The sequence below is a fragment of the Microbispora sp. H11081 genome, from assembly GCF_012999535.1.
Taxonomy (GTDB): domain Bacteria; phylum Actinomycetota; class Actinomycetes; order Streptosporangiales; family Streptosporangiaceae; genus Microbispora.
In genome coordinates this window covers 146,602-159,783 of sequence record NZ_JABBWV010000009.1, presented here as the reverse complement: position 1 = coordinate 159,783, position 13,182 = coordinate 146,602, and the positions used below count along the sequence as shown (strand labels likewise).

The following is a 13,182-nucleotide window of genomic DNA, read 5'->3' as shown; positions in this document are numbered from 1 at the left end:
CGGCACCGTCTGCCACAGACGGGACATTTCCCGTGGTGGCCGCGGTGATGCGGGAGACCCCGGAACGATGGTCCGGGGTCTCCTGGCCGTCACTTCACCGAGCCCGCGAGCAGGCCCTGCACGAAGTAACGCTGGAAGGCGAAGAACAGCACCAGCGGGATGATGAGCGACAGGAACGCGCCAGGCGCGAGGATGTCCACGTTGGTGCCGAACTGTCGCATCTGGGATTGCAGCGCCTTCGTCATCGGCTGGTTGTCGGTGTCGGCGAACACCAGCGCGACGAGCAGGTCGTTCCACACCCACAGGAACTGGAAGATCCCGAGTGACGCGATCGCGGGCTTGGCCAGCGGGAACACCACCGTGGCGAAGATCCGCCACTCCGGCGCGCCGTCCATCCGCGCCGCCTCAAGCAGCTCGCGCGGGATGCCCACGAAGAAGTTGCGCAGCAGGAAGATGGCGAACGGCAGGCCGAACGCCACGTGGAACAGCACCACCCCGACGATCGAGCCGAAGATCCCGAGGAATCCGTACATCTTGGCAATGGGGATCAGCGCGATCTGCACCGGGACGACCAGCAGGGCGATGACCACCAGGAACACCGTGTCCCTGCCGGGGAACTCGATCCAGGCGAACGCGTACCCCGCCATGGCCGCGATGCCGATGACCAGCAGGGTCGCGGGCACCGTGATCAGCACCGTGTTCCAGAACGACGAGCTGAAGCCCGACGCGAGGAGGTTCGAGTAGTTCTCGAACGTGATCTGCGCCGGCTTGGTGAGCAGCGTCCACCAGCCGGAGGAGTTGTTCTCCGTCTCGCCGCGCAGCGACACCACCAGCAGGCCCAGGGTCGGGAGCAGCCAGAACAGCGCGATGAGGATCATGAAGATCTGCACCACACCGCTGCCGAGGCGGTCGGTCACCCGCGTGATCAGGCCGCGGGAGACCGGCCGCGCGTGCCGGGGTTCGGCCAGGGTCGTCATCCCTCGTCCCTCCTGAACCGGCGGATGTTGAAGATCATGAACGGCACCACCAGGAGGAGCAGGAAGATGGACAACGCGCTACCCATGCCCTGGTTGCCTCCGCCGCCGAACGAGACGCGCCACATCTCCAGCGCGATCACGTTGGCCTGGGGCTGCACGGACCCGGGGGCGATGATGAACACCAGGTCGAAGACCTTGAGCACATTGATGATCATGGTGACGAAGACGACGAGCAGCACCGGCGACAGCAGCGGCACGGTGATCTTGCGGAACACCTGCCACTCGGTCGCGCCGTCGATCCGGGCCGCCTCCAGGGCGTCGCGGGGGATCGCCGACAGTCCGGCCGCGATCAGCACCATCGCGAACCCGGCCCACACCCAGATGTACGCGCCGATGATCGCGGGGGTGATCAGCGACGGGCCGAGCCAGGTCAGGCCGTTGAACGCCGCCGTGAAGTTGTCCTGCGGCAGCCGTACCTCGTAGGAGCCGGCGGGCAGGCCGGAGAAGCGGAAGGTGCCGTCGGCGGCGGTCTCGGTCGTCGCCTTGACCGCGCCCCCGGAGACCGCCTCGACCGTGATGCCGGCCAGACCCTTCTCCTGCGGGTCGATCTGGTTGAGCGTGCCACCGCCGCCGCGGACCACGTCGAGCCAGACCGTGCCGCTCAGGCCGTCGCCGCCGGGCGCGGCCTTGGCGGGCGCGGCGTCCTTCACCACGTCCTGGCCGAGGCCGACGAGCGGGATGAGCACCGGCGTGCCCGGCTGGGCCTGCTGCCGCGTCACCACCGCGCCGTCTCGCAGCACCGCGGGCGCCTGGTCGTTCTCCCGGGGCCGGGCGCCGGGATAACCGGCGCTGGAGGAGAACGCGTCGTGGACGGTGGTGATGACGGCGTTGGCGACGCCCTTGTCCGGGTCCTGCTCGTAGACGAGGCGGAAGATGACTCCGGCCGCGAGCAGGGAGACGGCCATCGGCATGAAGAGCACGAGCTTGAACGCGGTGGACCACCGGATGCGTTCGGTGAGCACCGCGAAGATCAGGCCGAGCGCGGTGACGATGACCGGGGCCACCACGACCCAGATGATGTTGTTCCTGATCGTGGTGAGCGTCGAGGAGTCGGTGAAGATCGACAGGTAGTTGCTCAGTCCGACGAAGCGGTCGCCGGTGGCGTCGTAGAGGCTGCGCCAGATCGAGTAGATGACCGGGTAGATCATCCACGCGGCCATCAGCAGGATGGCGGGCAGCAGGAACAGCACCGCCAGCCTCGGCGACGGGGTGAGCCGTACGGGCGCCTTCGCCGTGCCATCCGCCGTGCCACCGGCTGTGGCCGCGGGCGCGACCGCGCCGGGCGGCGCCGCCGTCGGGTATCCGGCCGCCACCGGGCCGGCGGGCGGTTCGTCCGCGGTCGCCACCGTGTCGGCCGCGGCGGGTTCCGAGGCGGTCGCCTTTGAGACGGCGGGCTCTGAGGCGGCGGGTTCCGGGGCGACGGGCTCAGGGTCCGCCTCGGCGGAGGAGTCCGGTGAGCCGGTGGAGTCGCCGGCTGCCGAGGGGGCGAGGGAAGGATCCGCAGGGGTTTCGCGCGGGCCGGAGGAGGGCCCGGCGGCGGAGTCGCCGCCGGGGACCTGCGGGCCGTTCAACCGTTCGGTCACGGCCGTCTTCCTTTACTTGAAGGCCTTGGCGGCGTCCGCCTCGAGCTTCTCCTGCGCGCCCTTCACGTCGGAGGGGTTGCGGAGGAAGTCCTGCAGCTGCTTCCACTCGCCCTTGCCGTCCGTGCCGCCGAAGGCGCTGGGCGCCAGGTCGGATATGTCGTACCGCACCGACTCACCGGCCGAGATGATCGTCTGAGCGAGCTGCTTGGTCAGGTCGTCGGGGTAGTTGTCGGGCGAGACGTTGCGGTTGGGGGACAGGTAGCCCGGCTGCTTGGCCCAGACCTCGCCGCCCTCCTTGGAAGCCAGGTACTCCAGCAGGGCCTGCGCGCCCTTGGACTCCTTCATCGCCACCGCGACGTCGCCGCCGAGGACGACCGGGGCGGTGTCGCCCGCCTTCGGGAAGGGCATGATCTGCGCCTCTTCGCCGACCTTGGCGCCCGACTGGCCGACGGACGCGGCGACGAAGTCGGCCTCGATGACCATCGCGGCCTTCTTCTGGCCGTACACCTGGGTGACACAGGTCGGGAAGTCGGTCTGCAGCGCGCCGGACGAGCCGCCGAGCATGAGCTCCTTCTTGCCGAAGATCTGGGCCATCTTCTCCAGGGCGGTCTTGACCGAGTCGTCGGTCCAGGGGATCTCGTGCTTGGCGAGCTTGTCGTAGTTCTCCGGGCCCGCGGTGGAGAGGTAGACGTTCTCGAACAGGTCGGTCAGCGTCCAGCCGGAGGCGCCGCACAGCGCGAACGGCGCGACGCCCGAGTCCGACAGCGTCTGGGCGCTCTTGATCAGGTCGTCCCAGGTCGCCGCGGGCTGCACCCCGGCGTCGTCGAAGGCCGACTGGCGGTACCAGACCAGCGACTTGTGCGCCGCCTTGACGAGCACGCCGTACACCTGGCCCTTGGCCGAGCCGAGCTCCTTCCAGTACGGCGTGTAGTTCTGGTCGATCTGCGCCTGCACCTCGGCGGACAGCGGCTTGAGCGCGTTCTCGTCGGCGTACTGCTGCACGAGGCCCGGCTGGGGGAGGATCGCGACGTCCGGCGGGTTGCCGCCCTGGATGCGGGGGCCGAGGTAGGCGCCGGTGTCCTCACCGGTGGAGGCGTAGGTGACCTTCGCGCCCGTCTTCTCCTCGAACGCCTTGAGCACCTTCTCGAAGTTGGTCTGCTCGTCGCCGGTCCACTTCGCGGCGACCTCGATCTTCTCGCCCTCCAGCGGCTTGGCGCCGCCGGCGGCCGAGGCGCTGCCCTGGGCCGCCGGCTCGCTGCCGGTGCCGGAGCCGGAGTCGCTGCCGCACGCGGCGGCCGCGGCGAGGGCGAGGCAGGCGACCATGATCGGGGGGAGTTTGCGCATATCTAGCCTCCGGGCTGGATGACCTCGCCGAGCCCTTGTTTGAGGTCGGCGACGGTTTCGTCTACGGGTGTGGCGAGAGTGAGCGCGCCGGAAACGGCGCTGGAGATCAGCAGGCTGACCTGGTTGTAGTCGGCCGTGACCGGCCTCGGCCGGGCCGACATGATGGCCTCCTTGAGCACGGGCAGGTACGGGAACCGTTCGATGAGCTCGGGGTCGTCGTACAGGTCCGCCCATACCGGGGGGAACGAGCCTTCGGTGAGCACGAGGCGCTCGTTGTCCCGTCCGGTGAAGTAGCGGATGAAGTCGAGTGCCGACTTCTGCCGCTTCGAGAAGGCGCTGATGGCGAGGTTGTAGCCGCCCAGCGAACTGGATCCGGGCCCGTTCAGGCCCGGCAGCCGGGTCACCGAGAACTTCCCGGCCAGTTTCGAGTGGGCGGCGGGTCCGTACGCGTGGGGCCAGTTGCGGGCGAACAGCAGCCGCCCCTCCTGGAACGCGAGCCGGGACTCCTCCTCCTTGTACGTCAGCGCCTCGCGGGGGATCCACCCCTCCTTGACGCCGCCGACCAGGAAGCCGAGCGCGGCCCGCGCGCTGCCGAGGTCCAGCGTGACCGTGCGGGCGTCCGGGCTGAGGATCGACCCGCCCGCCGACTGGACGGCCTCGGCGAAGTTGACGGTCAGCCCCTCGTACGGCAGGAACTGTCCGGCATATCCTCCGATGCGATACTTCGCGCTCAGGCGCGTGGCCTGCTCGCGCAACTCCGCCCAGGTCTTGGGCGGCTTCAGGTGCTCCTTCTTCAGGATGTCCGACCGGTAGTAGAGCAGGCCGGCGTTGCTGGTGTAAGGCGCGGCCCACAGCCTGTCGCGGTAGATGGCGGTGTCCGCGACGCCCTTGAGCAGCTTGTCCAGGGGGAACAGGCTGCGGTCGAGCGGCGCTATCCAACCGGCGTCGGCGAACTCGGCCGTCCACATCACGTCGAGCGCGAGCACGTCGTACACGTCGTTGCGCGCCTGCAGGTTGGCCACCATCTGGGCGCGCTGCTCGTCCGCCGCCTCGGGCAGTTCGAGCAGCGACACCGGTTCGTCCGGGTGTGCCTGGTTCCACCGGTCCAGCAGTGGGCGGAGGTAGGCGGTGGTGTCCCTGCCGATCGCCAGTGTGATCGGCCCGGTGCCGTCGCTGCCCACGGCGGAGTCGGTGCCGGTGTCCGCGAGCCCCGTGCACCCGGCCACCAGGAAGGTGGCCAGGACGACGAGAACTCGGCGAACCATGTGGCCTCCGTATGAAGAGGTGGTTACATACGTGTTAGGTAAGTGCATGCATGTTATGCATAGCGATAATGTGAGCGTCAACGGATTGGCTCGTAACGCTCCGATAACTGCTCGATACGGCTTGGGGGGTGGGCGCGTGCGGCAGTCGCTGCTGGCGCTCCTTGCGAAGGAACCTGCCCATGGATACGAGCTGAAACAGGCGCTGGAGACGATCTTCGGCAGCGCGTATCCGTCGCCCAACATCGGACAGATCTACGTGACCCTGGGCCGGCTGGAGAAGGACGGCTTCGTCCGCTCGGTCGACGTCGAGCAGGCCAACCGGCCGAACAAGAAGGTCTACTACATCACCGCCACCGGCCGGGAGGCGCTGGAGACCTGGGTGGAGGAGCCCACCGAGGGTCCCCGGGTGCGCGACGAGTTCTTCATGAAGCTCGTGCTGGCCCCGATGACCGGCTTGTCCGACCGAATGGCTTTGATGAACCGGCAGCGACGGCATTACCTTGCGCTCATGAGAGACCTCCGCGAGCTGGCCGATCAGACCGATCCGGCCAACCGCGTCGCGCTGCTGCTCATCGAGGGGGCCATGCTCCACCTCCAGGCCGACCTCGACTGGCTCGAACGCTGCCAGGAGGACCTGCCGTGATCTTGCAGTTAATCGCAGAAAGGGCCATACGCAGGCCCTTCGACGGGCGTGATCTTGCAGTTTGTCGCAGGAGGGCCGCGTGACCAGGCTCTCCAGCTTCCGTGATCTTGCGATAAATCAGGCCCGTGGCCTCCGACCTGCGACGACGTCGTACGTGATCTTGCAGGCCGGAACGAACGCGGGAGCGAGGTGGGCGGGGTGACGGACACGCCCGTCGTCCGGGCGGTCAACCTGGTCAAGATCTATCAAACCGGCGCGCTGCCCGTGCCGGCCGTACGCGGTGCCGACCTGACCGTCGACGCGGGGGAGTTCGTCGCGATCATGGGCCCGTCCGGATCGGGCAAGTCGACACTGATCCACATGCTCGGTGGTTTGGACACCCGTACCAGCGGCGAGATCTGGCTGGACGGCAGGCGGGCGGACACGCTCTCGGAGAGCGGATGGGCGGTGCTCCGCCGGGAGAAGATCGGCTTCGTCTTCCAGTTCTTCAACCTGGTCGCCAGCATGACCGTGGCCGACAACGTCGAGTTGCCCGCGTTGCTGGGCGGCGCACCGCCGCGGCAGGCCAGGGAACGGCGCGAGTACCTCCTCGGCGAGCTCGGCCTCGCCGATCGCGCCGACGCGTCGCCGGCGCAGCTCAGCGGTGGCGAGCAGCAGCGGGTCGCGCTGGCGCGCGCGCTCGCCAACCAGCCCCGGCTGCTGCTGGCCGACGAGCCGACCGGCAACCTCGACAGCCGCAACACCCGTGACGTGCTCCGCCTGCTCGGCAAGGTGCACACGCAGGGCCAGACGATCGTGCTGGTCACCCACGATGCCCGCGTGGCGAGCATGGCCGACCGGGTCGTCAGCCTGCTCGACGGCCAGATCGTCGACGACGGCGCCATCCCGAAGTCGCGCCGCCGTCCGGCGGGCGGGGTGGGGGACGTCGTCGAACTCAGGAGCTGACCCGGTGCGCCACCAGGGATCGTCCACGCCTCCGGCCCATTTGCATGATCACCGCGTACGCGGCCTCCGGCCGGCCCTAAACTGCAAGATCATGAAGTGGGGCGTCGCTGGTCGCGTGCCCTCGTTGCGACAAACTGCAAGATCACGCCAGGTCGCCCCGCAGGTCACCGCAGCTCCGTGCGACAAACTGCAAGATCACGCGGGGAGAGTGGTGAGGGGGGCATGACGAGGGTCGCCGAGCTGCGTTGGGTCCGGGCGGACCTGCGGGCACGCCGGGGACAGGCCGCGCTCACGGTCCTCGCCGTTGCGGGGATCGTCACCGCACTGATCGTCGCCGCCACGCTGCTGGAGGACGGCACCAACCCCTGGCGCGGCCTGTTCGCGCGCAGCAACAGTGCGCACATCTGGATCCACAGCAAGGACGTCCCCGACGTGTCCGCGCTGCGCGGCCTGAACGGCGTGACCGACGTCGCGGGGCCTTACCGCAGCGCGCCCGCCACGCTCGTCACCCGTGGCCGCAGGGTGCCGATCACCCTGCAGGAGACCCCCGCGGCCCTTCCCGCTGTCGCCCGCCCGCTCCTGCGCGAGGGCCGCTGGCTCGACGTGCGCACCCCGAACGCCGTGGTCCTCGAGCGGTCGTTCGCCCGGGCCTTCGGCCTGCGGCCGGGCAGCCCGTTCAGCGTCACAGGACTGAACGGCGCGACCCACGAGCTGACCGTGGCCGGGCTGGCGGAGAGCGGCGACCAGGGCTTCTACCCGGAGTGGACCCCTGGCCTGGCCTGGACGCTCGCGCGTACGCTCGACGTCGTCGAGCCCGCGCAGGGCCGCACCGAGACCGTGACCGGCCTGCGGCTGGCCGACGCCGCCGCCACCGACCTCGTCGTCCAGAGGGCCGTCTTCACGCTGCGCAACCAGGTGCAACGGGTCACGACCTGGCGCGAGGTGCGGGCCTCGATGGAGCTGGACAACCGGCTGCTCGGCCTGCTGCTCGCGCTGTTCGGCGGCGCCGGCCTGGTCGCCGCCGCGCTCGCGCTCGCCAACGCCGCCGGCGGCCGGGTGCTGATGCAGTTGCGCGACATCGCCACGCTCAAGTCGCTCGGCTTCACCCGGGGTCAGGTGGTCCGGATGCTCGTGGTCGAGCACGGCACGCTCGGGCTGCTCGGCATCGCCGCCGGAGCCGTCGCCGCCCGCCTGATCACGGCGTACGCCATGGGGGAGACGGTCGTCGTGCCGCTGTCGGCCGGCCCTCTCACCGCGATCATCGCGGGCACGTCGCTGACCGTGCTGGCCGCGGTCCTGATCCCCGCGTGGCGCGGCGGGCGCACCCCGCCGATTCCGGCCGCCCCCGCGGCGCCGCCGCGCGGCCACCTGTCCCGGCTGGCCAGGGTCGCCCTGCTCGTACGGCTGCCGCCCGCGCTCGTCCTCGGCGCCAGGGACGCCTTCACCCGCAGGACGCCGGCCGCGCTCACGGTCTGCGGCGTCGCCATCCCGATGATGATGATCACGATCGGGCTCGGCTGCTGGGCGACCCTGGACGACTTCGTCCGCCATCCCGAGAGGGTGGGCCAGGCGGCGGCCCTGTCCCTGCGGCCGGCCGAGCTGACCGCCGAGGAGGCGCGCCAGCGCGCGATGGCCGATCCGGACGTGGTCGCGGCTTACCCGGGAGCCGAGCTCGACGCGCTCGTCCCCTGGCAGACGAGGACCGTGCGGACCAGGGCGCTGGGCCTGTCCTCCGATCCGTACCCATTCCCGGTGGTGGAGGGCCGGATGTTCGCCGAGCGGGGCGAGGCCGTGGCCGGGCAGGGACTGCTCGACCTCCTCGGCGCACGGATCGGTGACCGCGTCCGGGTGACGATCGGGGGAACCCCGCTGATCGTACGGATCGTGGGCCGGGCGATCGAACCGGAGCAGGACGGCGAGGTGCTGTCGTTCGGGGTGGACAGCCTGGCGACCAAGGACGCGTTGCCGCCCCAGTTCTACGCCCTGGTGCTGCGGCCCGGCGCCGACCCGGGCCAGGTGCGCGCCCGGCTGCAGGGGCAGGGGCTCGACGTGGCCCAGGCCGTGAACCCGGCCGACCGGCTGGCGGTCATCCGGGTGGTGATCGTCGCGCTGGTCGCCGTGCTGGCCCTGATCGGGCTGGCCAGCCTGCTGACGGCAAGCGCTCTCGGGCTGCGCGACCATGTCCTCGACCTGGCGGTGCTCAAGGCGATGGGCCTGACGCCGCGCCAGGTGATGGCGACGCTGGTCACCGCCACCGGTCTGCCCGCCGCGGTGGGGGTCGTGCTGGGAGCGGCGGCGGGGGCGTCCTGCTCCCGGTGGCTGATCGACCTGGAGGGCCGCGGCAGCGGCGTCGGCGCGGGCATCGGTCAGGCCCCGACGCCTGGCATGCTCGCCGCGACGATCGTGAGCGCGATCGGGGCCGCTCTGCTGGTGGCGCTGATCCCGGCCAGGCGGGCGGCGCGGGCGCGGCTGCCGGTCACCGCTCGCTGAGGGAACGGCGAACTGTCAGAAACCGCCCAACCCCGGGCCGGCCCTGTCGGCCGGGGGGCACGGCGGGGACGACAGAGGCACGGCACCCCGCCCAAGGGCGTCCGAGGGCGGGGGCGTGACGTCAGGACGACGGCCGCAGCGACAGCCAGTAGAAGCCGTAGCCCGGCAGCGTGAGCAGGTAGGGCAGGTCGCCCACGACCGGGAAGGGGACGCCGCCGCGGCACTCGACCGGCGTGACCCCGGCGAAGCGCCGCAGGTCGAGCTCGACCGGCTGGGCGAAGCGCGACAGGTTGTTGACGCACAGCACCACGTCGTCGTCCTCCTCCCGCAGGAAGGACAGCACGCTGGGGTTCGGCGACCACAGCTCGGTGTAGTCGCCGGTGCCGAAGATCGGGTGTTCCCGCCTGATCTGCAGCATCCGCCGGGTGAAGTGCAGCAGCGACGACTCGCTCTTGATCTGGGCCTCGACGTTGACCGCCTGGTAGCCGTACACCGGGTCCATGACCACCGGCAGGTACAGCCGGCCGGGGTCGGCGTCGGAGAACCCGGCGTTGCGGTCCGGGGTCCACTGCATCGGCGTGCGGACCGCGTCGCGGTCCTCCAGCCAGATGTTGTCGCCCATGCCGATCTCGTCGCCGTAGTACATGACCGGCGAGCCCGGCATGCTGAGCAGCAGCGCGGTGAACAGCTCGATCTGGTCCCTGTCGTTCTCCAGCAGGGGGGCCAGGCGTCGCCGGATGCCGAGGTAGGCGCGCATGCGCGGGTCCTTGGCGTACTCGGCGTGCATGTAGTCGCGCTCTTCCTCCGTCACGGTCTCGAGCGTCAGCTCGTCGTGGTTGCGGAGGAAGATGCCCCACTGAGCGCTTTCCGGCAGCTTGGGGGTCCGCGACATGATCTCGGAGATCGGCTCGCGGCTCTGCCGGCGCACGGCCATGAAGATGCGCGGCATCAGCGGGAAGTGGAAGGCCATGTGGCATTCGTCGCCGCCCTTGGTGGCGTCGCCGAAGTATTCGACCACGTCCTCCGGCCAGCCGTTGGCCTCGGCGAGCAGAACCCGGTCGGGGTAGAGCCGGTCCACGTCCGCGCGGATCTTCTTGAGGTAGTCGTGCGTCTCGGGCAGCCCGGCGCAGGAGGTGCCCTCGCGCTCGAACAGGTACGGCACGGCGTCGAGCCGGAAGCCGTCGACGCCCAGGTCGAGCCAGAAGCGGATGATCTCCATCATCGCGTCCCGGACGGCCGGGTTGTCATAGTTCAGGTCGGGCTGGTGGTGGAAGAACCGGTGCCAGTAGTACTGCTTGCGCACCGGGTCGTACGTCCAGTTCGACTCCTCGGTGCCCACGAAGACGATCGGGACGCCAGAGTATTTGTCCGGGTCGTCGGACCAGACGTAGAAGTCTCCGTACGGACCGTCCGGGTCCTGCCGGGAGGCCTGGAACCACGGGTGCTGGTCGCTGGTGTGGTTCATGACCAGGTCGGTGATGACCCGCAGGCCGCGCTCGTGCGCCGCCTCGATCAGCGCGACGAAGTCGCCGAGGTCGCCGAACTCCGGAAGGATCTTGAGGTAGTCGGAGATGTCATAGCCGCCGTCCTTCAGGGGGGACTGGTAGAGCGGCAGCAGCCAGAGGCAGTCGACCCCGAGCCACTTGAGGTAGTCGAGCTTCTCGATCAGCCCGCGCAGGTCGCCGGTGCCGTCGTCGTTCGAGTCCTTGAACCCGCGGACGAGCACCTCGTAGAAGACCGCGCGCTTGTACCAGCGGGGGTCCTGCGAGGTGAAGTCCGTGATCTCCGGGAGATCGCCGGTGGAGGTCCCGAGCGGCCCTGAGGCGGAGTCAGGGCAGGGCGCAGCAGCGTTCATCTGATTCTCGCTTGAGATGAGAAGGGGGCGCGTGGTCAGGTCACACCCGAGCTTTGAAGCTCACGCCATGATGTGGGGCTCTATTTGACCAAAAATACACCGAAAGCCGCCTGACCGAAAAGGCTGACAAGGGTCTGACATGGACTTTTTACCTGTTTCTAAATGATCACGTACGGCTACCGCACAGGCGCGCAGCCGGACCGTGCGGGCCGACCTCCGGACGGCCCGCTCAGGCGCGGTGCCATGACCTGGGCGGCCCGCCCTTACGGCGCCGTCCGCACCGGTGTCCACGGCGGGGTGAGGTCGCCGAGATCACCCTCGTAGTCGGCCAGCCAGGCCCCGAACGCCACCAGGGCACGCAGCCAGAACCGCGAGTTCCACGACCCGAAGGCGGTCAGCGCGTCCGGCCCGCCGGCGATCGCGTCCAGCATCTGGGGCGACATCAGTCCGGGGATCCGTGCGGCCCTCACCAGCATCCGGTGGTTCCACTCGCGGGCCACCGGCCCGTTCGAGCGCAGCGGCACCCGGCGGTTCGGCATGAGCGGGGTGTTGGTCGAGGGCAGCGCCGCCACGCGGGGGTTGGCGGCCCGCAGGACCTCCCGGTAGAACTTCCCGCCCTCCTTGCGGACGACCGGCACCGACAGCGCCGCGTCGAAGAACTCCGGGTGCAGGAACGGGAAGACCGGGGTCGCCTCCGGGCCGACGAGGTTGACCGGGGACCGGGCGATGCCCCGCACGGTCCGGGTGTGCAGCACGCTCAGCGGCAGTTCGGCCCGGTGCCCGTGCAGCATGGAGGTCGCCCGGGTGAACGCCGTACGGACCCGGTCGTCCATCCACGCGGCGGCGGCCTCGCCGAGCACGGGGATGTGGGCGTCGCCGGTCGCCAGCGCCTTCAGCAGCGCCTCGCGGCGTGACGCGCCGGTGCCCGCGCCGACGGCGTCGGCCGTGATCAGGAAGTTCTTCATCAGCGGGCCGCCCGCCAGGCCGTCCACCAGTGCCCGGCCCGCGCCGTGCACCTCGCGGGCGAAGGGGGAGTACCACGCGTGGTGGCTGGTGAGGAACTCCAGGCGCCGGGCCGCCCACAGCGCCTCCTGCGGGTAGGCGGCCGGGTCCTGCGGCATGATCCGGTGCGGAATGCCCAGCTCGCGGGTGATGTAGCGGGCGAAGTCGATGTCGTTGTCCAGCCCGTCGTCGGGGCTGGTGGTCCACGACTCGACGTCCATCCTCCTGGCCACCGCCACGCTGGCCAGGAGTCGCGAGTCGTACCCGCCGCTCACCGGGACCAGCACCCGCTCGTACGGCTTGAGCGCGTCGTGCAGCAGCGCGACCAGATCGCCGCCGGTGACGCCCCGGTCGACCGGCTCCTCCCGCACCCAGCGCGGGGCCCGCCGGTCGGCCCGCAGCCTGCGCTCGCGCCGCGACCAGGTCAGCGCGGTCGCGCCGGGCAGACGCCGGATCTGGCGGTAGGGCGTGTCCTCCAGCAGCGGATAGGTCAGCGTGAGGATCGCCGCCCACGCATCCCAGTTCACCTCGTACGGCCGCCGGGCCAGCGCGAGCAGCGGCTCGATCAGCGAGGAGAAGTAGACGGCGTCGCCGTCCTGGAGGTAGTAGACGTCGACCAGGCCGAGGCCGCCCGTGTGCAGGCTCACCGCGTCGGGCTCGTCCACCAGGCCCGGGGTCTCGTACGTCTCCGCGACCCGCAGCCAGGCGTTCGCCCGGGGCTCGCCCCCGGTCTCGGGCCGCCGGCCGCCCCACGCGTACGCGGTCGTCCGCTCACCCGTGGCGTACGGCGCCAGCGGAGCCGACGTGAGCAGCGCGGCCTCAGGGGCGCTGTGCACGGACTGGACGGCCGGCCCCGACCGCGCCAGCAGGTCGAGAGTGGCCTGCTCGAAGGGCCCGACGGCCCCGCAGACGTACGGCCTGGCCTGGAATCGCGGCCACTCACCCTTGCGCACGGTTTGCCCTCCCTTGAACCGCAGCCGAGTCTACGGACCTCGGGCAGGCCGGGGGACCGGAGTCC

The 13,182-nt window shown here is 70.3% G+C and carries 9 protein-coding genes; 3 read left to right on the top strand and 6 right to left on the bottom strand.

Going from position 1 to position 13,182, the window contains the following annotated elements:
- Positions 1-89: 89 nt before the first annotated feature.
- The 4 genes from HHX31_RS22635 to HHX31_RS22620 are packed head-to-tail and all read right to left on the bottom strand — an operon-like array spanning position 90 to position 5,229.
- Complete coding sequence (locus HHX31_RS22635; RefSeq protein ID WP_169950332.1) at positions 90-977, bottom strand: carbohydrate ABC transporter permease; 888 nt, start codon at positions 975-977, stop codon at positions 90-92.
- The gene (locus tag HHX31_RS22630) at positions 974-2,620 is read right to left on the bottom strand and encodes an ABC transporter permease subunit (RefSeq protein WP_311932169.1); all 1,647 of its coding nucleotides are present in this window, start codon (positions 2,618-2,620) and stop codon (positions 974-976) included. Before HHX31_RS22630 ends, HHX31_RS22635 begins: the two co-directional genes overlap by 4 nt.
- A 12-nt stretch (positions 2,621-2,632) precedes the next feature.
- Positions 2,633-3,964 carry an ABC transporter substrate-binding protein gene (locus HHX31_RS22625; RefSeq protein ID WP_169950331.1) on the bottom strand — a complete coding sequence of 444 codons (1,332 nt, stop codon included), beginning with the start codon at positions 3,962-3,964 and terminating at the stop codon, positions 2,633-2,635.
- Between the two features lie 2 nt (positions 3,965-3,966).
- A complete protein-coding gene (locus HHX31_RS22620; RefSeq protein ID WP_169950330.1) occupies positions 3,967-5,229 on the bottom strand; it encodes an ABC transporter substrate-binding protein in 1,263 nt (420 codons plus the stop codon).
- Positions 5,230-5,365: 136 nt separating this feature from the next.
- Here HHX31_RS22620 and HHX31_RS22615 point away from each other — a divergent pair, with 136 nt between their 5' ends.
- The 3 genes from HHX31_RS22615 to HHX31_RS22605 all read left to right on the top strand — a co-directional run bounded on the left by HHX31_RS22615 (position 5,366) and on the right by HHX31_RS22605 (position 9,307).
- A complete protein-coding gene (locus HHX31_RS22615; RefSeq protein WP_169950329.1) occupies positions 5,366-5,872 on the top strand; it encodes a PadR family transcriptional regulator in 507 nt (168 codons plus the stop codon).
- A gap of 198 nt (positions 5,873-6,070) precedes the next feature.
- Positions 6,071-6,817 (top strand): ABC transporter ATP-binding protein, encoded by a 747-nt coding sequence (locus HHX31_RS22610; RefSeq protein WP_169950328.1) that lies wholly within the window; start codon positions 6,071-6,073, stop codon positions 6,815-6,817.
- 222 nt (positions 6,818-7,039) lie between these two features.
- Positions 7,040-9,307, top strand: a complete 2,268-nt coding sequence (locus HHX31_RS22605) for an FtsX-like permease family protein (protein WP_169950327.1) — start codon at positions 7,040-7,042, stop codon at positions 9,305-9,307.
- A gap of 121 nt (positions 9,308-9,428) precedes the next feature.
- Here the strand turns inward: HHX31_RS22605 and treS are convergent, their stop codons facing one another.
- Entirely contained in the window at positions 9,429-11,162 is a 1,734-nt protein-coding gene (treS, locus tag HHX31_RS22600) for a maltose alpha-D-glucosyltransferase (protein WP_169950326.1), read from the bottom strand.
- Between the two features lie 263 nt (positions 11,163-11,425).
- Positions 11,426-13,117 (bottom strand): asparagine synthetase B family protein, encoded by a 1,692-nt coding sequence (locus tag HHX31_RS22595; protein ID WP_169950325.1) that lies wholly within the window; start codon positions 13,115-13,117, stop codon positions 11,426-11,428.
- Positions 13,118-13,182 lie beyond the last annotated feature (65 nt).

What these genes read in the sequence shown, in the direction of transcription:
- HHX31_RS22635 (WP_169950332.1), bottom strand. Translation starts at nt 977, where the DNA reads ATGACGACCCTGGCCGAACCCCGGCACGCGCGGCCGGTCTCCCGCGGC.
- HHX31_RS22625 (WP_169950331.1), bottom strand. Translation starts at nt 3,964, where the DNA reads ATGCGCAAACTCCCCCCGATCATGGTCGCCTGCCTCGCCCTCGCCGCG.
- HHX31_RS22620 (WP_169950330.1), bottom strand. Translation starts at nt 5,229, where the DNA reads ATGGTTCGCCGAGTTCTCGTCGTCCTGGCCACCTTCCTGGTGGCCGGG.
- HHX31_RS22605 (WP_169950327.1), top strand. Translation starts at nt 7,040, where the DNA reads ATGACGAGGGTCGCCGAGCTGCGTTGGGTCCGGGCGGACCTGCGGGCA.
- treS (WP_169950326.1), bottom strand. Translation starts at nt 11,162, where the DNA reads ATGAACGCTGCTGCGCCCTGCCCTGACTCCGCCTCAGGGCCGCTCGGG.